Source organism: Planctomicrobium aquicomposti (assembly GCF_051466325.1).
Taxonomy (GTDB): domain Bacteria; phylum Planctomycetota; class Planctomycetia; order Planctomycetales; family Planctomycetaceae; genus Planctomicrobium.
The window spans coordinates 1,986,787-2,008,952 of the sequence record NZ_CP195792.1 but is presented as its reverse complement, the minus strand read 5'-3'; the positions used below and the strand labels follow the sequence as shown (position 1 = coordinate 2,008,952).

The 22,166-nt window shown below is 59.2% G+C and carries 13 protein-coding genes; 8 read left to right on the top strand and 5 right to left on the bottom strand.

Going from position 1 to position 22,166, the window contains the following annotated elements:
- Positions 1–191 precede the first annotated feature (191 nt).
- From SH664x_RS07665 to rph, 6 genes are all read left to right on the top strand, one after another.
- Entirely contained in the window at positions 192–2,198 is a 2,007-nt protein-coding gene (locus SH664x_RS07665; protein WP_437206420.1) for a flagellar basal body P-ring protein FlgI, read from the top strand.
- 59 nt (positions 2,199–2,257) lie between these two features.
- A complete protein-coding gene (smc, locus tag SH664x_RS07660; RefSeq protein WP_437206418.1) occupies positions 2,258–5,995 on the top strand; it encodes a chromosome segregation protein SMC in 3,738 nt (1,245 codons plus the stop codon).
- A 321-nt stretch (positions 5,996–6,316) separates the two neighbouring features.
- A complete protein-coding gene (locus SH664x_RS07655; RefSeq protein WP_437206417.1) occupies positions 6,317–7,240 on the top strand; it encodes a hypothetical protein in 924 nt (307 codons plus the stop codon).
- Positions 7,241–7,371: 131 nt separating this feature from the next.
- Positions 7,372–7,950 (top strand): hypothetical protein, encoded by a 579-nt coding sequence (locus SH664x_RS07650; protein ID WP_437206416.1) that lies wholly within the window; start codon positions 7,372–7,374, stop codon positions 7,948–7,950.
- 288 nt (positions 7,951–8,238) lie between these two features.
- Complete coding sequence (locus SH664x_RS07645; RefSeq protein ID WP_437206414.1) at positions 8,239–9,345, top strand: DUF444 family protein; 1,107 nt, start codon at positions 8,239–8,241, stop codon at positions 9,343–9,345.
- Positions 9,346–9,477: 132 nt separating this feature from the next.
- Complete coding sequence (gene rph / locus SH664x_RS07640; protein ID WP_437206412.1) at positions 9,478–10,203, top strand: ribonuclease PH; 726 nt, start codon at positions 9,478–9,480, stop codon at positions 10,201–10,203.
- Positions 10,204–10,422: 219 nt separating this feature from the next.
- Here rph and SH664x_RS07635 read toward each other — a convergent pair whose 3' ends face one another.
- Together SH664x_RS07635 and glgA are read right to left on the bottom strand one after the other, a co-directional pair.
- The gene (locus tag SH664x_RS07635) at positions 10,423–12,612 is read right to left on the bottom strand and encodes an alpha-amylase/alpha-mannosidase (RefSeq protein WP_437206410.1); all 2,190 of its coding nucleotides are present in this window, start codon (positions 12,610–12,612) and stop codon (positions 10,423–10,425) included.
- A gap of 53 nt (positions 12,613–12,665) precedes the next feature.
- On the bottom strand, positions 12,666–14,138 hold the full coding sequence (gene glgA / locus SH664x_RS07630; protein WP_437206409.1) for a glycogen synthase GlgA: 1,473 nt from the start codon (positions 14,136–14,138) through the stop codon (positions 12,666–12,668).
- Positions 14,139–14,395: 257 nt separating this feature from the next.
- Here glgA and SH664x_RS07625 point away from each other — a divergent pair, with 257 nt between their 5' ends.
- Together SH664x_RS07625 and SH664x_RS07620 are read left to right on the top strand one after the other, a co-directional pair.
- A complete protein-coding gene (locus SH664x_RS07625; protein WP_437206407.1) occupies positions 14,396–15,577 on the top strand; it encodes an acyltransferase family protein in 1,182 nt (393 codons plus the stop codon).
- 117 nt (positions 15,578–15,694) lie between these two features.
- A complete protein-coding gene (locus tag SH664x_RS07620) occupies positions 15,695–17,785 on the top strand; it encodes a spermidine synthase (RefSeq protein ID WP_437206406.1) in 2,091 nt (696 codons plus the stop codon).
- A gap of 40 nt (positions 17,786–17,825) precedes the next feature.
- On the opposite strand, the gene rnc is transcribed toward SH664x_RS07620, so the two are convergent.
- From rnc to SH664x_RS07605, 3 genes are all read right to left on the bottom strand, one after another.
- The gene (gene rnc / locus SH664x_RS07615; protein WP_437206404.1) at positions 17,826–18,602 is read right to left on the bottom strand and encodes a ribonuclease III; all 777 of its coding nucleotides are present in this window, start codon (positions 18,600–18,602) and stop codon (positions 17,826–17,828) included.
- A gap of 307 nt (positions 18,603–18,909) precedes the next feature.
- Positions 18,910–20,421 carry a hypothetical protein gene (locus tag SH664x_RS07610; RefSeq protein WP_437206402.1) on the bottom strand — a complete coding sequence of 504 codons (1,512 nt, stop codon included), beginning with the start codon at positions 20,419–20,421 and terminating at the stop codon, positions 18,910–18,912.
- A 161-nt stretch (positions 20,422–20,582) separates the two neighbouring features.
- Positions 20,583–22,112 (bottom strand): family 16 glycoside hydrolase, encoded by a 1,530-nt coding sequence (locus tag SH664x_RS07605; RefSeq protein ID WP_437206400.1) that lies wholly within the window; start codon positions 22,110–22,112, stop codon positions 20,583–20,585.
- Positions 22,113–22,166 lie beyond the last annotated feature (54 nt).

Below are 22,166 nucleotides of genomic sequence, written 5' to 3'. Positions count from 1 at the left end.
TCAGCCTTTGGCTCAAAGTTGCCCGAATCTCGGCCGCCGCAGGAGGATGGGCTCAATCCCTCTTGACCCTCGAATTCCCGCTCTCCTATGTTCCGGATCCCTTCCTGAACATCCCTTCCCCCTCCCATCTCTCACCCAAGCGACGGACTGCGGTCATGATGGCCGCGATTCTCAGCCGGGAGTGATTCGCCATGCAGGCAAGACGCCTCAGCTTGTTCCTCTTTCTGTTCGCCGGACTTCTCCACGGTTGTCACGAACTGAATCTCGTCTCGAAGTTCGAGAAGAAAGAAGACGTTCTCAAGAAAAAAGTCCGTGGCGCTCTGCAGGGTGAGAACGGCCACTCGCGTCTGATCGGCGACTATATCAAGATCGCCGACTCCACACTCGGCGCCATCAAGATTCAGGGCGTGGCGATGGTCTCCCGGCTCAACGGCACAGGAGAAGACCCGCCAGCCTCGCCGCTGCGCGCAAAGCTCCTCGAAGACATGCGCAAGAAGGGTGTCAAAGACCCCAACAAGGAGCTGCGTTCGGCGGACACAGCACTGGTAATTGTGACCGCCTGGGTCCCCCCCATCGTCCGCAAAGGTGACAAGCTCGACGTCGAAGTGACTCTGCCGGAAGGCTCGGAATCCACCAGCCTCGCCGGAGGCTGGCTGATGCCCTGCCACCTGCAGGAACATGCCCTGATCGACGGCTCCGTTCATGAAGGCCGCGAAATCGCCATCGCTACCGGTCCAATTCTGGTCGACTCTCTGGGGAACGACTCCAAAGCGTCCGAGACCCAGGGCCGCCGCCGCGGTCGCATTCCCGCCGGAGCAACCTACAACTCCGACGATCGCAATCTCACCATCGCCATCCGCAGCGACTACGCCACCGTTCGTATGTCATCGGAAATCGCCAACCGCATTGGTCGGCGGTTTCATGACTATGACGACTATGGAATCCAGCGGCCCCTGGCCAAAGCCAAAACCGATTCGACCATTGAGCTTGTTGTGGCCGACCGCTATCGCGACAACTATCAGCGATACCTGCAGTGTATCCGCCATATGCGTCTGAAAGAGACGCCGGTGGAACGGCACATTCGCCTGCAGGAGCTAGCTGAGCAGATCCAGTTTGGCCCGACGGCGGAAAAGGCGTCCCTCCAGCTGGAGGCGATTGGCCCCGAAGCGATTCCCACGCTGAAAACCGGTCTCACTTCACCCGATCTGGAAGCACGCTTCCACGCCGGCATGGCCCTCGCTTACCTCGGCAACACTGACGGTGTTCCCGCATTGAAGGAATCTGCGGAGAAGGAACCCGCATTCCGTATCTTTGCACTCGCTGCCCTGGCGGCCCTCGAAGACGGTGCGGCCGGAGTGGCTCTGCGAGACCTGATGAACGTCGACAGCGTGGAAACCCGCTATGGAGCCTTCCGCGCCTTCTCCACGATGTCCCCCAACGATCCAGTCGTTCAGGGAGTCGAGATGCCCGGGAACTTCACCCTGCATCCGATCGAATCGACAGGCATTCCGCTCGTGCACATCACCCGTCACAAGAAGGCGGAAATCGTCGTCTTCGGCGACGAGCAGGAATTCCAGATGCCGATGGTCGCCCGTGCAGGGAGCCGCATTCTCGTGCAGGGGAATCCTCGCACCAAGATGGTCACTCTCCGCCGAATCGCCGCCAATGAACCGGAACAGAGCCGGACAGTCTCGGCCAATGTACTGCAGGTCATTCGGGCCGCCACCGAACTGGGAGCCACTTATCCGGACATCGTCGAGCTGCTGGTGCAGGCTCAACAGTCACGGAATCTTCAGGGCCAAGTCGCGATCGACGCGCTCCCGCGACCGGGCAGAACCTATACCCGGCCCGCCCGAACCGAAGCAGCAGATTCCGGTTCGGGAGAAGCCGCGACCGGAGAGTCGGTCCAGATTGGTGGCTCGGCAATGACCCCCAATATGTTTGAGGGTCGGCAGACCGAGGAAGAAGAGGTCGCCACACCCAACGAGACGCCGCCACTCAAATCGTTTCTGGAAACCAAGGAACCGAAAAAGAAAGGCTCGGCGAAGAATCCGGAATCCGAGTCGGCGGATGCCGGCTGGACACCTCCCGCCGGTCTCAGCGAAGATCCCGCTCCCTCGACAGAAGAACCTCCACCGCAGCCGGTCGAAACCGCTGCGGAAGCGGGCCGAGTCGAGTTTACCCCCTCCCTGGAGTAGTCATCGAACGGTCACCCTGCTGTCTTCGGGCGGCAGGGTGACAACGGCGTTGTTTTCCCATGCTCAAGTCCCTGGAACTGTTCGGCTTCAAGAGCTTCGCGGACCGAACGCTGTTCGAGTTTTCGCCGGGGATTACGTGCGTCGTGGGCCCTAACGGGAGCGGCAAGAGCAATGTCGTCGATGCCATTAAGTGGATTTTGGGTGACCAGAGCGCCAAAAGCCTGCGCGGCAAGGAGATGTCGGACGTCATCTTCAATGGTGCCGCCGGTCGCCGGGGCAGCGGATTCGCCGAAGCCACGCTGACGTTCGATAATGCGAACGGTTTGCTGGGGATCGATGCGGCACAGGTACAGATCGGGCGCCGACTGTACCAGAGTGGCGATTCCGAATATCTGCTGAACCGGGCCTCTGTCCGACTCAAGGACATCCGCGACCTGTTTATGGGAACAGGGGCTGGGACCGCGGCATACAGCATCATCGAACAGGGTCGCGTCGATCAGATCCTGCAAGCCAATCCGACAACCCGACGACTGGTGTTCGAAGAAGCGGCGGGGATCAGCAAATTCAAATCGCGTCGGGTTGACGCCGAGCGTCGGCTGGAGCGGGTCGCACAGAACCTGTTGCGACTGACGGATATTGTCGATCAGGTGGAAAGCCAGCTGAACTCCACACGGTCGCAGGCTACGAAAGCGGCACGCTTTCGCGAACTCTCGGTCGAGCTGAAAGCCGCCTGGACCGGACTTGCCGCCGATGACTGCCGACTGCTGGCACGCAATCTCGACGTTCAGTTCAACGAAATCGAAGAACTGACCGCACAGCTCAACGAAGTTCAAGGGCACATTCAGTCGCTCGAAGCGGGTCGACGTCAATCCGATGAGAGACTGCACTGGCTCGAAAACGAGGTCGGGCGGCGGGAACGGGAACTCGCGGCTGAGAAAACCGTCATCGCCGCACACGAAGCGACGATTCGTCATCAGACGGCGCGCTGCGAAGAAATTCAGATCGAGCTCGGACGTCTTCGACGGCAACGCTTCGAACTGGTCAGACAGGTCGATTTCGCCCGCATCGAACTCCTGGGAACATCAAAACGGCTCGCGGAGTTCGAAGAGCAGTTCCTCCGTTCGCAGGTGGAACTGAATCAACGCGAATCCCAGTTGAGTGAGCTGGACCAGCTGGCTGAAGAACGTCGACAGCGCATCTCCCTGCAACGGCGAGAACTGGCCGCTGCCCAGGCCGAACGTCGACGCTGGGGAGAGCGGCTCGTCGTGATCGGATCGCAGGCGGAATCACTCCTGCAGAATCAGGATCAGTTGCAGCAGCGTCGAGAAACCGCGCAGCAGCTTCTGGCGGCCGCACGGCAGGAGCGGGAATCGCAGCAGAACGCGCTGGACCTCGCCGAGGCGGCGCTCAAGGGGCATCGGGATCTGCTCAGCAACTCGCAGACAGCCCGCACCCGACTGATTCAGCAACGTGATGAAACGACCCGCAGTCTCCGCGATCTGCGTGAACGCCGCAGTGCTGCGGAAGCCCGCTTGACCGTCCTTGAAGAACTGGAGCAAAAGCAGGAAGGCATCGCGATTGGTGTTCGCGAGATTCTGAAGCGATCGGAGACCTCCCACTATCCCCCGTGGAACAAGGTCCTGGGGCTGGTCCGGGATCTGATCGAAGTTCCGATGGACCTTGCTCCCATTATCGATGCCGCACTCGGAGAGCGCGCGCAGCTGATCGCAGTCTCTTCACTGGACTCAATGATCGAGTACCTGAATCGAGGTGCTCCCCCGATTGAAGGCCGGGTCGGCTTTGTCTCCATTGCCCCCTTCCAGCCCGAGAATTCCGTCTCCCGCGTGCTCAAGCTACGGCTGAACGAATACGACCTGACAGGAACTCCAGGAGTCTATGGACGGGCCGACCGGCTGGTCAAAGAACGGGAACCGGCGGAAGGGCTCGCCACAAGTGTTCTGGGCGACACATGGATCGTGGAGACGCTCGACGTCGCCTGCCGGGTCATGGAGTCATCGCCCCCTCACTTACGCTTCGTCACGCTGCAGGGGGAGTTAATCGGAGCCGACCAACAATTGTTCGTCGGGACGATGCCCCATGAGTCCTCGATCATCTCCCGCAAGAGCGAATTGCGACAGCTGAAGAACGAAATCCAGCAGCTGCATCGGAGTATTGAAGCGGCGACCGAACGCCACGCGATTCTCACAGAGAATCTGGAGAATCGCTCGGGAGAACTGACCAGTCTGGAAGCCGAGCTGCAACGGCTTTCCAACGCCGTCACCGAGTGTGCCACGCGTCTGTCCGGGCAGGCTCAGGAAGTGGACCGCATCGAACGGGATTGCTCCGAGTTGGCTGCGCAGCTGGCCCAGCTGGCGGAACGTTCCGAGCAACTGGCAGCAGAACGCCAGCAGGCCGACGAGAAGATCGCGGCGCTGGAGTTGGCCGAACAGGAAGTGGTCGCCGCTCTCGATGCCGACCAGCAGCACATGGAAGAAGTGACCGCGTTGCTGCAACAGACTCATCAGAGCATGAAATCCGAACAACTGGAACTGGCCAAGCATGAGGAACGGCTGAAAAGTCTGCGTGATACCCAGTCACGTCTCGCACGGGATCAACAGGGCCGGCAGCAGCAGGTGGACGAAATCTCCCGTCGACTGCAGGAGACACAACGTAGCCGGCAGAAAGCCGAGTTCGAGATCCTGGCCGCGGAGGCAGGACAGGCGCTCCATGCCTTAAAGCTGGAAGCCATTGCACAGGGACTGCGCGGGTTTCTGGCGGAGCGGGACGAGCTGCGTCGAAACCGCAGCGAAACCGCCCGCGTGGAGGAGACCCACCACAAGCAGCGTCGTCTTCTCGTCGATCGCCAGCATGCGCTCGAATTCGAGGTGCAAAAACAGCAGCATCAGCTGAAAACATTGTCCGACCGGATCTACGAAGAGTTTCAGCTGTCGCTTGAAGAACTGGCGAACTCGGGAGTCTCCGCCTACCAGCAATTCCTTGTCGAGCAGTACGGCAGCGCCTCCAGCCGGGCTGTGATTGAAGAGGCGGGCGAACCCGCACTCGAGACGGAAGAGAGTGCGGGAACTTCTGCCCTGGTCCCTTCCTTCGAGGAAGTCCGTCCGGAACTCGAAGCCCGCGTCGATCGGCTCCGTCGCAAGATCAAAATGATGGGGAACGTGAATACGGACGCTCTCGAAAGCCTCGAAGAGCTCGAGAACCGCTATCAGTCCCTCAGCACCCAGTTGAAGGACCTGCAGGAAGCCAAGGGCTCGCTCGAGGAAATCATTCGTCGCATCAACCACGAAAGCAAACGAATCTTTATCGAGACGTTTGAAACGATTCGGGGCCACTTTCAGGAACTCTTCCGCAAGCTCTTCGGCGGGGGAGATGCGGATATCATTCTGGAAAACCCGGATGATGTGCTGGAGTGCGGAATTGATATCGTCGCCCGTCCACCCGGAAAAGAATTGCGGTCCATGTCGCTGCTGAGCGGCGGTGAAAAAACCATGACTGCGGTCGGTCTGCTGTTCGCCATGTTCCGCAGCAAACCCAGCCCTTACTGCATTCTCGACGAAGTGGATGCCGCCCTCGATGAAGCCAACGTCGATCGGTATGTGACCGTCCTCAAAGAGTTTGTCTCGATGACGCAGTTTATCGTCATCACCCACCGCAAGCGGACCATGACGGCAGCCGACGTCCTCTACGGCGTGACCATGGAGCAGGCGGGGGTCTCGAAACGGATTGCCGTCAAATTTGACGACGTCCGCGACAACGGAGAGATTCGGACCGCTGCGTGATCCCGTCAGCGAACTGCCGGGGGAGGGCATGACTGCTGCCAACGGGAGAATCGCTCCGACAATCCCAGCCGAACTCTGTGGCTGCATCCCTAAAATCCTCCGCAGTTTGACGATTCCCTCCTGCTCGCCCGACCGGCAGCTTGACCGTCGCCGGAGATCGGGTTTAGGATCAAGGAACTCCCTTGAACTCGGATAACCGGCAGATTCCGTCCAATTTCCAAAGTTCTGGGGAGGGGAGCAGACGCGTGTCGATGTCAGACTGCAGCGCGTCTGCGCATGTATTTTGACGTTCGGTCAGTACCCCGAAGGTGGGCCAAGCTGATGCATATTTTGGGAAAAGTCCTCCTTGGGTTGTGCATTCTGCTGGTGCTTGTCGCCGTCGTTTTTTCGGCACAGTTGCTGGATATCCGGCACCGCTGGCTCAAAGAGGTTGAAACCCGTCAGACCCGGGTCCGCCAGAATGCGGAACAGCTCGAAGCCCTGCGTCGCAAGGTGCAAAACCTTGAAGCCGACCGGCAGCGTCTCGTCCACGAGTGGGGTGATGTCTGGGTCGCGAACAATTCCGGCCCCCAGCCGGGAAGTGACGGAATCGTAGAAATTGGAGTCGGCACGGCCTCCGGAATCCGGGTTCCCGCGGACCTCGAAAAATCGGCCCGGCCCGTGGCTTTCGTATTCGGCTCAGAACCTTCCGGGCAGACCCGGTTTCTCGGTGAATTCCAATTGGTCGACATTGCAGCCGGTCGGAGTGCTGCGCAGCTGATTCGTGCTCCCTATCCGGGAGAAATGGACGCTTGGCCCCGTGGCCAGTACCACATCCGTCAGACTCTGCCCGGTAACTGGCTCAGCACGATTGGTGACCTTGAAGCCCAGACAGTGATTGCTCAGGCCCGGCTCGACATCCAGAAGAACCAGTTGAGCGTGGTGCAGAAGCAGAATCAGGAGTCGCAGGCGGCACTCGATCAGCGGATGGTCGAGTTGAATGGTGACCCGGCGGCAATCCCCGGAACCATTCCGGAAATCGTGGACGGACTGGTGGAGACCGTCCGCAAACATGAAGCCAGTCGCAACAAGCAGTTATCCGAGATCGACGTTCTGCGAAAGAAGCTGGACGACCTGTACGTGCGAATGCGGAATGTTCTCGCCGAGAACCTGAAGATCGTCGAACAGATGCAGGCCTCGGCTGGCTCGAACAGCCGTTCAGAGAACGCCTCTCTGAACGGGGCACTGCTGCCGACGGCCCGTTAATCGTTGGCAAGGGGCTCATTCTTCTGCAGACCGCGCACAACTTCGTGACCACCGTGGCGAGCCACCCTCCGTGGTCGCAGTAAAGTGCACGTGACGTTGCGAGCCTGAGGTCGTGTTTCAGTGCCATTCCCATGCCTGACATCGAGCAAGACGATGCGCTGACCGATGAGGCCGCAGGCGGGTTAGGCTGGGGCTGGACGCTACTGTTCTGGATGTCCCTCTATGCTGCCGGCTTTCTGCTGGCCATCATCTGCCTGTCCCCCCGCTATGTCGCCACACAGCGATTGAAAGACAAGTTCGATCGCAATGCCCATCAACTCTCGCTGTTGCAACAGGAAGTGGAGCAGCTGGACCTGGTGGCCCGCGCTCTCCAGACCGATCCCGATTTCGTGGCACGGATGATCCGGACGGAACTGAGTGGCGAGCGGCCGAGCAGTTTGCTGGTCGTCGAGGATGGTCTCGACTTTCATCCGCACCAGCCCGTAACAGCCGTCACAACTTCTGCCATTGCGGAACCGAGTCCCGTCCCCGCCTGGATTGAACTCCTTGTCACCGATGACAACCTTCGCACCCGTTGCCAGTGGACGCTGATCACGTTGGTCGCTTTTGGCTTTCTGATTCTGAACGACACGTTCGCTTCCGGCCGCTGGCGAGGCCTCATCGGTCGTCTGTGGGCACCGCTCTGCAGACGCTATTTCCCCGCGCGCTGAACTGTCACCCTACGACACTTCTTCAACGGTCGCGTCGTGGGAACATCTCACCCGCTCCCTACAAAAGTTTGAACATTCGCTGTTCCGGTCCACGGCATCCTCTGAGTGTCGAAACACACACGGCCACCGGACGAGACCGAAACCACAAAAGGTGGAAACGCCTGAAAATTGGATCTGGGTCGGACAGTTCGGGCCTTATCGGAAAATCGACCGTGACCGCTGCTGCGGGTTCGGCGTACAATGGCAGCAGGCCCGCCTTGCAGTTTCCAGACTCGGGGAGTGCATTCCATGACTCGATCGATCGACCGTGAGCTTCGCCGGTTTAACGAAATCGTCCGTGGCAAGATCCGGAAGGACCTCAAGCGCTACGTGAATCACGGCGAGATGCTCGGCCGCAAAGGACGCGAGACGGTGAGCATTCCCGTACCGAATATCGACATTCCCCACTTTCAGCATGGGCAGAAAGGTTCGGGGGGAACCGGTCAGGGAGAAGGCAAGGTCGGCCAGCCGATCGGCAAGGGACAAGACCCCGCCGATGGCACAGGTCAGGCAGGCAGTGAACCGGGTCAGCATGTCCGCGAAGTGGAAGTCACGCTGGAGGAACTTGCCGAAATGCTTGGAGCGGAACTGGCGCTCCCCAACATTGTCCCCAAAGGCAAAGACTCACTGAAATCGCAGAAAGACAAGTACAACACCGTCTCCCGCTCCGGTCCGGACTCGTTGCGGCACTTCAAGCGGACGTACAAGGAAGCTCTTAAACGCAATATCGCCAGCGGCAGCTACGATCCGGCACGGCCCATCATTATCCCCAACAAGGAAGATGAACGGTTTCGCAGCTGGACGACGGTGCAAGAACCGCAAGCCAATGCAGCGATCATTTACATCATGGATGTCTCGGGCTCCATGACCGACGACCAGAAAGAGATCGTCCGCATTGAAGCCTTCTGGATCGATACCTGGCTGCGCAGCCAGTACGACGGCATTCAGCGCCGGTATGTCGTACACGATGCCGTCGCTCATGAAGTCGATGAAGAGACGTTCTACCGCGTGCGTGAATCTGGAGGGACGCGAATTTCATCGGCCTATCAGAAAACAGCCGAGATCATCAGCCGCGACTTTCCCCCCGCCGAGTGGAACATTTACTGCTTCCAGTTCTCCGACGGCGACAACTGGGGGGAAGACAGCAAGGAGTGTTCAAAGTTCCTGACTGACAAGCTGCTGTCGGTCTGCAATCTGTTTTGTTACGGGCAGGTGGAAAGCCCCTATGGGAGTGGTGAGTACATCAAGGATCTGCGGCGACTCGTGGACAAGCATGAAAATCTTGTGCTGAGTGAGATTGACAACAAGGACGGCATCTACGATTCGATTCGCACCTTCCTTGGCAAAGGGAAGTGACGTTTTCCCGCAGTTGCCGCAATCGGACCTTGCAGCTCCTGGTGGATCTGGCGGCGCTCGAGTCGGTTTTCACCGTTCCTCGTCCCCCCTACACTCCGATCCGTCACGACTCTCTCAACATCGGAATTGAACATGCCTCGACACGACGGCCGCGCGGCGAACGAGCTGCGCCCTCTGCACATTGAACGTCCCTATTACGGAGCAGCGGCCGGACGGCTGCTGATTCGGGCGGGCCGAACGACCATTCTCTGCACCGCCAGTGTCAGCGAAGACCTCCCCCCCTGGAAAAAGAAGGAATTGAATCCGACCGGTTGGGTGAGCGCCGAGTACAACATGCTGCCCGGCTGCACCGCACCCCGGAAAGATCGCCGTACAGATGGACGGGCGACGGAGATTCAGCGTCTGATCGGTCGCAGTCTGCGTGCCGTCGTTGATTTTCAGGCACTGGGACCACGCATGATTACCGTCGACTGCGATGTCCTCGAAGCCGACGGGGGGACGCGGACACTCAGCATTACAGGCGGGTTTATCGCACTTGTCGATGCCGTCGCCGCGGTGACCGCCCCGGGATTCGACTTCCGCAAAGTGTTTCGCGGCAGCGTGGCGGCGATCAGCGTCGGCGTGGTGCAGGGCGAACCGGCTCTGGATCTCGATTACGTGGAAGACAGCCAGGCTGACGTCGACATGAATGTCATCATGACCGGCCAAGGCTCGTTCATCGAAGTCCAGGGGACGGCGGAACGTGAAGTCTTCGACCGGAAGAAACTGAATGCCCAGCTCGACCTCGCGGAACAGGGAATCGCCGAATTGACCGCGTTTCAACGGAAGATTCTCGGCGACCTGTGGCCGGTTGTCTAGCGCCGGTTGCTCTTGCTACGGCGCACGGAGCGCGGGTTTCGGCTCGAAAAGAGAACGATTCCTCGCGACGGGAACCGGTCAGGCCAAAGTCCGCGTGTTCGCGGTCCGTTCTGCCGTTCGCTGGCGCAACCCCTTAAAGTCCGGAACAAAGCGACCTGCCCACACGCAGGTCAGGTCGCTCGTTTCCTTGGCGTGCAAGCGCCCGCACGAAGCGTGCGGTTACGCCTGCCACATGTGCATCTCGAAATCGGGAGAAGGAACCGCAAGGTCGATGGTTCCTTCGCTCGGAGTTCGCTCCAGAACTTCGTTCCCTTTCACAAGCTCGGCTGCCATGTGCAGTCTCTGGCCGACATCCACTCCCAGTGCCTTCCAGGGGACCGCCACCTCGAGCACTTTATCGAGCGATGCCTGACAATTGAGAGCTTTCACATCTTTGTGGTCGATCGTGACTGCCACCGTCGGGGTCTTCCCAGCGTTGAACCGGACGTGAATTTCGGTTCCATAGGGCTCGATGAACCGCAGCTTGAGTTCATCGTATTCCTGCAGGTCCATAGCCGCCCGCGCCGGAGTATCGATCCGGACAAAAAATGATTCGTGATTGAAGCCAAAGTAAATGTGGCGAATCGTGCCGTCACTCACCATGGTCATGGTGCCGCGCTCGCTCCCCGCTTCGTAATGTCCGGCATTCAGCCATTCGAAGTAGGAAATCCGCCCGTCGACCCGGGCATTCACAAAGGCCCGGGGACTCGTGTGGATGTGTCGCCGCTCCGCGCGAGCCACGGGCTTCAGCAATGCGGATGGGGGAGCTTCTCCGAACAGCGTGTAGACGTTACGCAGGTGTCGACGGAAGAGTTCATCGAACAGAGCATCCTGTGCGGAGTTATGATCGTCACCATACCACCAGAACCAGTCGCTCCCTTCGGCAATCATCATTTCGTCCCAGGCTCGCTGGACGACTTCCTTGGAAAACTTGTTGCTCTTCTCCGCCTTGATCAGGAATTCTCGCGTGATGTGCACGAGATCCCACGCATCGCGGTCATCCTGATGACCGATCCAGATGTAGAAGTCGTGGTTGATCCAGCTGCCGGCAAACAGCCGGCCAATTTTGTGAACCGCAGGATATTTGGCCAGGTATTCGCTGACCCGCATCGGCGCGATGTCCTTGTCGTGCGCCGCCTGACGGTAGAGATTCCGCAGGAACGAGACACCCCCGTCGGGGTAATATTCCCAGCAGTTCTCCCCATCGAGAATGATCGGAACCAGCGCCGGCCGCTCAGGAGAACTCGTCGCCACGCTGCGACCGATTTCCTTGACTTTCCCCAGCAGGTCCCCGGCGGCCCAGCGAGCGTCATTCCGCTGATAATGGAAGCCGATCAGGTCGCTGAGGCCATGATCACGGAAGAGAATCTGGAGCGGCTTTCCTTCCTGTTCGACTCGCCAGGGGCGATAGAGCATCTCCGGGCGATTGACCAGTCCGGCACCATCGCGATGCACAAACCCGTCGGTGGAATGCGTGAGAATTTCCTCGTCGGTGGCGATCCATTCGATGCCGGCTTCCGCAATGGGAGCGATGATCTCCTGCGAGACCGAACCTTCCGAAGGCCACATCCCCCGCGGCGGAATCCCAAACAGCTCGATGTGGTACTGCACCGCTTTCTGGATGTGTCGGGCGACGTCCTCACGATACGCCTGCGTGTATCTGGGAAGGGGACATCCCGGCATCCCCTCACGCGCGCATTTCTTGTCCCACAGCAGCGGAAGGATCGGGTGATAGAAGGGAGTCGTGGTCAGTTCCAGCTGTCCTCCTTCGGCCAGTTCCCGATGTAAGGGAATGACATCGCCGAGGATTTCGAGTTGCCGCTTCAGCAACCACGTTTTCTCCTTCTCGGTGTAGTCCCGTCCCTTCTGGCGAAACTCCTGAAGGTCGTGATCCCGCTCGAAAACGAGCTCGTGGATCCAGGTGAGGTTATTCCAGACCTGCAGATCGCGAAGGTCCTGAGCGTTAAAGCGGTGCAAGGCTTCGGCGGCACTTTCGCGCCCCAGCGCCCGTCGCTGATACAGTTCATGGTAACGGGGAAACGGCCGGATCATGGTCGCCTCGTTGGCCATGAAAAAATGATCCAGCAGATAGTACGCATCCGCCTGCGAGAGGCTGTCAGCCGGCAGACGAGAGACATCCAGCTGGCGATCACTCCCCCCATTGAGGTAACGCTCAATCTGCAGCAACAGACTGGGAACCAGATTCATCGAGCAGCGGAACTCCGGCACTTCTTTTACGTGCAGAGCCATGCCGATGTAGTCCTTGGTGCCGTGCAGACGGACCCAGGGCATCAGCGTTTCTCCCGTGACATCATCGGGATAGTAGGGCTGATGTTGATGCCAGAATAATGCAAGAGCCACTGGCTGCATGGGATCAATATATTTCGTTATTCAGCCGGAGAGGCTCCGGCGCGTGAAGGCGATTACGACTGCTGCGCTCGCGCAACCGCTCGTTCGTAAACCTGCAAATACTGTAGTGCGCTGTTTCGCCAGGACAGGTCGCGTGTCATGCCGTTGCGCATCACCTGCTTCCAGTCGTCCTGATGATGTTCGTAAAGTCCCACGGCCCGCCAGACCGCTTCCAGAAACGCGTCCGGGTGATAATCCCGAAACTGGAAACCGGTCGCCGTCCCGTTGGCGATGTTCTCCTGATTCGCATCGACGACGGAATCTGCCAGCCCTCCGACAGTATGCACAACGGGAACGGTTCCATAGATCAAACTGTACTGTTGGTTCAGGCCGCAGGGCTCGAATCGGCTCGGCATCAGATAAGCATCCGCCCCCGCTTCCAGCCGGTGTGCCAGACCTTCATCAAAGCCGATCTTCACCGCCACACGGCCGGGATAGCGCTCCGCCAGTTGCTGCAGCGCGTCTTCACACCAGCGTTCCCCCGTTCCGAGAAACGCCAGCTGCAGATCGGCCTTCAGCATTTCATCGGCTTTCATGGTGATCAGGTCGAGACCTTTCTGATCTGTGAGCCGCGAAACCATGCTGAACAGCAATGAGTTCCCGCCGGTTTTCAACCCCAGTTCGGTCTGCAGAGCCGCTTTGCACTTCGGCTTTTCCTGATGCACCGTCGCTGCCGTGTAGCGATGCTTGAGATGCGGATCTGTCGCTGGATTCCATTCCGTCATGTCGACACCGTTCAGGATGCCGACAAGCGAATCACCACGATCCAGCAACAGCGGATCGAGGCCCACGCCGAATTCAGGCCGACAGATTTCCCGCGCATAGGTCGGGCTGACCGTCGTTACCATATCGGCCAGGGCAATTCCCCCTTTGAGCAGGTTCAGCTGGCCATAGTATTCCAGCTGATGGTAGTTGAAATAGTCCTGCGGAAGGCTGGTCAGTTCCATCTGCCACGAGGGAAATTGACCGTGGAACGCCATATTGTGAATGGTGAGCACTGTGCCGACGCCGGAGAGCCGTCCGCCACGTAACCGGTCGTAAGACACGAGCGCAGGGATCAGGGCCGTCTGCCAGTCGTTGGCGTGAATGACCTGAGGGCGGGTCAGTGTCTGAGCGATCTCCACCACAGCCCGACTGAAGAACAGGTAGCGTTCCGCGTTGTCGGCGTAGTCGGTCCCGTTCTCGGTGTACAGCTGTCGGCGATCAAAAAAGTTCGGCTGGTCGATGAGCAGCACTTCGACCTGCGATCCCTTCAGCAACGTGCGGCGGACTGTCGCCTTGACGATCGTATTTCCCAGTTCCACGCTGATCAGGGCGACCGCTTCTCCCCGCAGATGCTCGGGAATAAATCGGCGATGGCAGGGAATGATCAGCGAGACTTCATGTCCCGCGTCCGACATCGCCTTTGCCAGTCCAGTGGCGACGTCCGCCAGTCCGCCCGTCTTGGCGAAAGGGACGGCTTCCGAGCTGGCCATTAACACTCGCATCTCTGGCTCCCGATCTCAGCAGGGGGGCATCCACCACAGGCAGACCTGTTAGCTCACGGCCGCTCCGATATTCACCAACTGCAGTGGATGAGAGAAAAGTAACGCAACCTCGCGAACAAGCCAATCGGGAAGCCGGGATTTCATCCAATTTCCACGACCCGCGGTGGCAGCCGGACATTTTCCGGCGCTCGAATTGATCACGCGACTTTTGTTGAAACTTTCTCTATGATCCCCGCCGGTTCAGTTCAGGAGTCGAAATGACGTCGTCCGCCGCTGTTCTTCCCAGCCTGGTCACTCCCTCTTCAGCGACCGCGGCAGCCACCCCTTCATTGCCTGGCCAGCGTGTGCTCTCCATCGATGCCCTGCGAGGCTTCGATATGTTCTGGATTGCGGGAGGAGAGAAAATCATCAATGCCCTCGGCAAATTGATCTCTCACCCGACCCTGCAGCAATTCACAAAACAGTTCTCCCATGTGAAATGGGAAGGTTTTCGCTTCTACGATCTGATTTTTCCGCTGTTTGTTTTTCTGGTCGGAACGTCACTCGTCTTCTCGCTGACGCGCTCAATTGAAACCGTGGGAAAGCGGGCCACACTGATCAAAGTCTTCCGCCGGGCGACGATCCTGTTCATTCTCGGAATGATCTACAACGGAGGGTGGTCGAGCGAGGGTCAGAGCGCACCCCGACTCATGGGGGTGCTCCAGCGGATTGCATTGGCCTACCTGTTTGCGTCCATACTGTTCGCTACGTTCCGGACCCGCGGACTCGTCCTCTGGACCGTCGGAATTCTGGTCACGTACTGGGCTGTGATGTCCTTCGCTCCACTCCCGGAGGGAGCAGAGCGATTCTCCGAGAAAGACAACATCACCGGTTGGGTGGATGCCCAGTACCTCCCGATGACGAAGCATGGAAACCGGCATTACGATCCAGAGGGCTTACTGAGCACATTTCCGGCAGTCGCGACCTGCCTGCTGGGAGTTTTTGCAGGACTACTGCTCAGAAATCCCACACTGAAACCAGGGCAGAAGGTTCTCTTTCTTCTGCTGGCGGGAGCGTTGGCGCTGGCCGCCGGGTGGGGGTGGTCCTATCAATTCCCGATCATCAAAAAGGTCTGGACCAGTTCGTTCGTTCTGGTTGCAGGCGGCTGGAGCTTGCTGCTGCTGGGATTGTTCTATCTTGTGGTGGATGTCGGGGGATTCCGGAAATGGACAACCCCCTTTATCTGGATCGGGGCCAATGCCATTACGGTTTACCTGCTGACCAACATTATCAACTTCAATCGACTGGCATTCCGTATCACAGGCGGGCCGATTCATCGACTGCTGGAAAAGCATGTGGGAATTGGCGCCGGGGAACTGTTGACCGCACTGGTGTCCATGGGCTTGGTCCTGATGATTTGCAGGTTCCTCTACCGACGTCAGATATTCCTCAAAATCTGACCGCGAGACGAATGACGCCCGACACGTCTGAGCGTCTTGCTGAGCGACCTCCGACCCGATATGAAGGAAGGTTCTACACTCTTCCTTCCCTTCGCATTTTTTGATTCGGATTGCCGCATGGCCGACCAGGTGCCACAGACGAAATCAGAGCCAGCGTCTGGAATTCGGGAGTTTTCCCTCCCCATTTTTCTGGGGGCGTGGCTGGTCTTCCAGATTCAACCGGTCATCAGCAAGCTGATTCTTCCCTGGCACGGGGGGAGCATGCAGGTCTGGACCGTCTGCCTGCTGTTCTTCCAGACCCTGCTGTTTTTTGGATACGCCTTCGCCTTTGCTCTCGCCCGCTGGGCATCGCTGAGAGCTCAGGTGGTCACTTACCTCGGGCTGTTGGTGCTCGCCTGCGTGACCGCTCCCGTCAAGCTCTCTCCGGAATTCAAGCCGACCGGCACGGAGAGCCCCGAGCTGCATATTCTGACGGTCCTGCTCTACCACATCGGCCTGCCTTACTTCCTGCTCTGCGCAACCGGCCCGCTGCTGCAGGAATGGTTTCGACGCCTGTCGCCTGGAATCGTTCCCTACCGCTTGTACGCCCTGTCGAATGCCGGTTCGCTGCTGGCCCTGGTCACCTATCCATTCGTGATCGAGTGGCTGATTCCCGCTTCACGACAGGCGAGCCTCTGGTACTGGAGCTTTGTCGCCTATGTGCTCACGACCGCCTGGTGCGGTCGACGTGTCTGGAATGGTGCCGATCACGCAGCTCCCCGGCTGCAGGAATCCGCTCCCTCGGTCTTCGTCGGGACCCGGGTGATGTGGTTGCTGCTCGCGCTGATTCCCACACTCCTGCTGCCGGCGATCACCAGCAAACTGTTCATGGATCTGGGAGCCTTTCCCTTTCTGTGGATCCTTCCGCTGACAATCTACCTTGTCACCCTGATTGTCTGTTTTTCAGGCGACCGCTTCTATCACCGCCGGGTCTGGGGGACGCTGCTCGTCCTGAGCCTCGGACTGACCTGCTGGTCGATGAGCATCGCCACTTATGGCTCGGTCACCTTCGGAATGAAGCTGGGGATCTACCTGCTGCTCTATTTGAGCTGCTGCATGACGTGTCACGGTGAATTGGTCCGGATCAAACCGCCGGCTGCCCGCCTCACGGAGTTTTATCTCTGGGTGGCGGCAGGGGGAGCACTGGGAGGGATTTTCACGGGCCTGATTGCCCCCCGCATTTTTCACTTGAACCTCGAACTCCATCTCGGCCTGATGGGCTGTTATCTTCTGTTCCTCGTCGCCTGCTGGCGGGACCCGCAATCCCGATTGCACAACGTCTGGGACAACCGCGGCCCGTGGTACGGACTGGTGGCACTCGGACTGGGGATCTTCTTCGGACTGCTGATGGATGTGCGGCTGGAGTATTCCAGTGTTTACATGCTGGGGCGGAATTTTTACGGACCGCTTCGGCTTCGGCTGGCAGGGAGCGACCATCCGCTGGGGCCTTACCTCGAGTTGGGGTACGGAGATATCCTCCACGGTCGACAGCACACCGCAGAGCAACTGCGGGCTGTCCCCTCAACTTACTATGGCACCGGGAGCGGCATCGGCATCGCCTTGACCGACCATCATGCCGGCCAGCCCCGTCGGGTCGGTGTCATTGGACTGGGGATCGGCACACTGGCCCTTTACTCCCGACCGGGAGACGAGTTCGACTTCTTCGAAATCAATCCTCTGGTCACGGAATGGGCACAGGAGTCCTTTACCTGTCTCGATCAGGCGGCAGGCAAGGTGCAGGTCATTCCGGGCGACGCCCGGCTCAGCCTCGAAAATCTCCCGCCGCAGAACTACGACATTCTTGTTCTCGATGCGTTCGCCGGAGACGCAATTCCGGCGCACCTCCTGACCCGGGAAGCTCTGACCGTCTATTTGAAGCATCTGCGGCCTGACGGCATTCTGGCGGTCCACATCTCTAACAAGTTTTTCGACCTCCGGCTCCCTCTGAACGCACTCGCCCGTGAACTCGGACTGCAATCGCTGAACCTCAATCAGCCCAATAATCTGGGACAAAGCATTCTGACCAATCGCTGGGTTCTGCTGTCGCGAGATTCCGCTTCCCTGAAGAACCCGAAATTCCAGGCGATCGCCTCGCCGATGGGACGCAAGGAAGTCCTGTGGACGGACGATATGCACAGCCCGGTGCCGACGCTGCTGATCTTTCAGTAGCAGAGATTTCTCAGGACCTTCCTGCAGGGTAGGTCATGAATCAGGCGGGCGTTTCCTCGTCTTCGAGTGCCTCGTCCCCCTCGAAATCCGTGTTCACATGCGGCAGCGGCTCGCCATCGAGATCGGAAAGCGCATTATGCGCAGCCCGTTGCTCGGCAATTTTTTTACTCGAACCCCAGGCGGGTGGGAACACACGATTGCCGACGACTGCACCGACCTGAAAACATTTCGAGTGGTCCGGCCCTTTTTCGTCGAGAACCTGATAGAGCGGAGTTTCGCCGAATGTCCGTTGCGTCCGCTGCTGAAACAGACTCTTGTAATTCACGCCGATCGCCGATTCCGCCGCCGCATCGACTTCATCGAGAATCATGCGACGGATGAATTCCCGGGCAGCTTCATAACCGGCATCCAGATAGACGCCGCCGATCAACGCTTCGAACGCGGTTGCCAGAATCGAGGTCGGCATCTGGGCATTCGTGGCGATCCCTTTGCCGAGGATAAAGAACTCCTGCAAACGAAGTTCCTGCACAATTCGGGCACAGGTCGAGCGGCTGACGACCACGGACTTGATGCGGGTCAGCTCCCCTTCAGAACTCTCCGGAAACCGCTGAAACAGCATCTCGCAGACAACGGCACCGAGAATGGCATCACCGAGAAACTCGAGCCGCTCATTGGATTCCAGTCGCGTACGAGCCGCCGAGGCATGGGTCAGACAGCGGAGCAGCAATCCGGGATTGCGGAAGCGGTGCCCGAGAATCAGCTGACACTTCTCCAGCTGCTGCGGCGAGATCTCATCGGGGGGATCGGGGAGTGGCATATCGATCCTTCTGTCGCCCGGCAAACCGGTTATCTGACGGAATCTGCAGCTCTGGCGACTCGAAGACTTCTCTGGAATTGCGGACCAACCGCTCGAGCGGTGACCGGGAACAACGTTCAACATTCACAGCGACAGAGAAGGGCAAGACTCCGATCGAGACCGTAACCCGGGCTCAACCGGAGCGATGGCCTCCGGCCTCGCTGACGAACAGCGTCGCGACTGGAACGGGTGACGTCAAGAGAACCTGTCCCCCGCAGCCAGGAAACAGGTTCTTCAGGTTATTTCGAGCACAGCCAGACGAGGTTGATCACTCGTTCATCGACGGCTGGGCGATATCCGACTTGAGACTGTACAGCAGATGCTCGCCCATCTTGCTGCTGCACTTCGGGCACTTCGCCTTGGCGATTCCCTTGGGAGACTTGCCGCCGAGGTTTTCCTTCTTGCGTCCGGTCTCACTCACAGCCAGCTTGCACGAGCCGCAGCGATAGCCCGCGACTTCCAGCTGGGCACTCGGGTCGGCCTTGTAGTACTCAACATCTTCGAGCGCCTTGATCGGCACGTCGAGATAGTGGCATTTATAGAGCGAATAACGGGCCTCCATCGGAATCCCGCAATCGGCCCCCAATCCTGACACGCCGTAAATGTTCTCAAGTGCCTTGGCAAAGCTCCAGAACTGAGTCAGTCCCATCGACAGATAGGCCAGATCCTTGACCTGATCCGACTCGGGCAGCTGAATGGCGATCCGGCCTTCGCCGAATACCAGTACTCCGTGGAACAGCGAATTGGCCCGCGAGGCCGCCGGCTGCACGACTTTGATCTGTCCGACCTGATCATTGGAATAGAGATACTTCTGGTCGACCGGCGCATCGGCCAGCGGCTTGAGTTCCTGTGCGTAGGCGAGCAGCGCCGCCCGGACTTCGTCTTTCTTGGGACCTTTGGCAAAGAGTCCCGCAGCCTTCTTCGCAAGCGCACCGACAAAGAGCTTCTCTTTCGAAAAACCGACATCGACCTCGGTGAAATCCTTGAGCAGACTGTCCGGCTTCAGCTTCAGATTCGCCGGGTTCACGATGTGCAGATGCAGATCGGGAATCCAAATCTGAATCGCGCCGGGAGCAGCAGCCGCAGCGGCCGCCTGTTCGGGAGTCGGAGCGGTCTCCTCCTGCTTCTTGTACTGAGGAGGGTCGATCGGCACGATAAACGGAGCTCCACAGCGCGGACACTTACCCGTCATGCCTCGATGCTGGTCTTTGACTTCCACCTTACAGCCGTAAGGACAGTAAATGATCAGCCCACCGGTGGCAGTCCGCATCCCTCCCGCCGGCCGACGCAGTTTGCCCCGTTTCTTCTGATCCCGTTCTTCCTGGATCGCAATATCGAGGAGGGCGTCACCGCCGGTCGCGACGGAGTGAGCCACATCCGGTTCGCCGGGAGCTGAACGCGATGCTTCCGCGGTGGCAGGTTTGGCGGCAGGTTGAGCGGCAGATTCAGAAGCTGCCGGCTCCTCGGGATCCTGAGCAATGGCAAATGTTTCGGGCTCTTCAGCCGGCTTCACCGCCACGCTTTTGGGAGCGGCTTTGGCGACCGGAAGCGAGAGTTCGAAATCGTCATCCTCGCCACTATTCACGTCATCGAGGGCATGTGCTTCATCGGCGGGCAGTTCGCTGAAAATCGTGGGAGCCGGATTCGCCTGCATGGCCAAATAGCGTTGTTCCAGCTCCCGATTCATGAACGCGCCACAATTCCAGCAGCGCAGCGAGTTCACGCGGACCATCTCGCCACAATCGGGACAGGGAGCTTCTTTGGCTGACGACTGACTCATGGACTTTCCTGAAACGGTGAAGCGGTCAAACGCTCAATGAAATGCCACGAAGGGAACAGAGCCTCTGCCGGAGCGAATTCCCGGCGGGAGGGGCCCAGTCTCGCAACACTTAATCATGAGATGTTTCAGGGACGAAAGTCAACTTTCGCCCTGCACTTACCTTACCGCTGGAATCCACACAATTCGACTTCGAATACCAAAGTCGCGTCCGGGGGGATTAAATTCTCCACCCCCGCGCTGCCATAACCGAGCGCCGGCGGCACAATCAGACGTCGTTTCCCCCCGACTTTCATTCCGCCGATCCCCTCTCGCCAGCCCGGAATCACCGCTGCCAGGGGAACCGTGACCGGCTCACCGAAATCACGGGTGTCGCTGAATCGCTTGCCGTCCGCCAACTGACCGACGTAGTGAACCGTCACCGTCGCCTGCGGGCCGACCTCTTCGCCATTTCCGGGGGCAATGTCGACAAACAGCAGGCCCGATTTGGTCTGAACCGTCAGATCCTTGATCCGCGGATTGCGGAAGTCGATTCGACTCGAGTGACTTTGCAGCGCGAGATAACCGACAGGGGGACGAGAAGACAGCGAATTCGGTTGTGCCTTGGCAGTTCCCTCCGTCCCCTGCGGAGCTTTCCCCTGCGAAAGCCGGATCTGATTAACGACTTCTCCGTTAATGACGATTGTCAGGTCATCTCCCACGCAACAGATTTCGCAGCTGTTCCATTCCCCCACGGGGTTGAGCCGGGCCCGAGTCCGGGGAGCGACATGGTAGTACAGGCTCCCGGTGTACTGGTCCGGTCGGAGATTGGCATACTTGGGAGCGGAATCATCCAGCAGCTGAATCTCCAGTCCGGAAAGAGTGGGATCGCCTGCCTGCGGAGTCCGAACTCCGATTCCCGTATTTCCCCCTTCCTGAATCCGGTAGTCCAGACGCAGAACAAAATCGCTGTACTCTTTCTCTGTCCGCAGCCAGCCACCGCCGACACCGACGCAGCTGATCACATTCTCTTCCCGTTGCCAGGCCTGCTGTCGCCCATCGTGGACCATCCAGCCGGCCAGCCCTGCGGGAGAAAGGAGCGATACAAAGCCCTCTTCGATCGTCATGGCCGCGGGAACGTTCGCCCCGGTTGCAGACGGAGGCAATGCGGCCGGGGCGGCCCCATTCGGGCTGACAGGGGAGACGGGAGCTCCGGGAATCGGCGCGGAGGCTGCTGCTCCGGTGGGGGGAGCGATCGCAGTCGGATTGGAGCTGGCTGCAGCGGGGACGGCCGCCGCCACGGGAACAGGAGCGGAAGGTGCGGGGACCGGTGACGGGGTCGGTACTGGGGTCCCTGCAGCGGGAGTTGTCGGGGTGACCGATTGAGGCGGAGGAACCACCTGAGCTGGAACCACCGCCGGTGCCGGCCCTTGTGTCGCAGCAGGGACGGCGGGTGGAGTGACCTGTGCTCCCGGAGCGGGGACGGCTCCCGGAGGTTGTGCAGGAGCCGACGGGGCGGGAGTCGGAGTCACCCCGACAGCCGGGGGGCCGGGGGGCGGGGGGACAATTGTTCCGGCAGCGGGGGCAGTCCCCAAGGCCGAAGAATTCGGAAGATTTGAGCCACTACCGGGATTTGGTTCAGTGGCAATGGCATTTCCGGTCGTAAACCACTGGAACGCCAGGCCCGCCAATAGAATCACTCTGGAGCTGCGCACGTGCGTGAATCCTGGCTATCGCGAAACATTGACGAGGGAACGAGACAAACAGCG

Coding starts and splice junctions, on each gene's coding strand:
- SH664x_RS07665 (WP_437206420.1), top strand. CDS start 192: ATGCAGGCAAGACGCCTCAGCTTGTTCCTCTTTCTGTTCGCCGGACTT.
- rnc (WP_437206404.1), bottom strand. CDS start 18,602: ATGCCACTCCCCGATCCCCCCGATGAGATCTCGCCGCAGCAGCTGGAG.
- rph (WP_437206412.1), top strand. CDS start 9,478: ATGCCTCGACACGACGGCCGCGCGGCGAACGAGCTGCGCCCTCTGCAC.
- SH664x_RS07620 (WP_437206406.1), top strand. CDS start 15,695: ATGGCCGACCAGGTGCCACAGACGAAATCAGAGCCAGCGTCTGGAATT.
- SH664x_RS07625 (WP_437206407.1), top strand. CDS start 14,396: ATGACGTCGTCCGCCGCTGTTCTTCCCAGCCTGGTCACTCCCTCTTCA.
- SH664x_RS07610 (WP_437206402.1), bottom strand. CDS start 20,421: ATGAGTCAGTCGTCAGCCAAAGAAGCTCCCTGTCCCGATTGTGGCGAG.
- SH664x_RS07635 (WP_437206410.1), bottom strand. CDS start 12,612: ATGCAGCCAGTGGCTCTTGCATTATTCTGGCATCAACATCAGCCCTAC.
- SH664x_RS07645 (WP_437206414.1), top strand. CDS start 8,239: ATGACTCGATCGATCGACCGTGAGCTTCGCCGGTTTAACGAAATCGTC.
- SH664x_RS07650 (WP_437206416.1), top strand. CDS start 7,372: ATGCCTGACATCGAGCAAGACGATGCGCTGACCGATGAGGCCGCAGGC.
- smc (WP_437206418.1), top strand. CDS start 2,258: ATGCTCAAGTCCCTGGAACTGTTCGGCTTCAAGAGCTTCGCGGACCGA.
- SH664x_RS07655 (WP_437206417.1), top strand. CDS start 6,317: ATGCATATTTTGGGAAAAGTCCTCCTTGGGTTGTGCATTCTGCTGGTG.
- glgA (WP_437206409.1), bottom strand. CDS start 14,138: ATGCGAGTGTTAATGGCCAGCTCGGAAGCCGTCCCTTTCGCCAAGACG.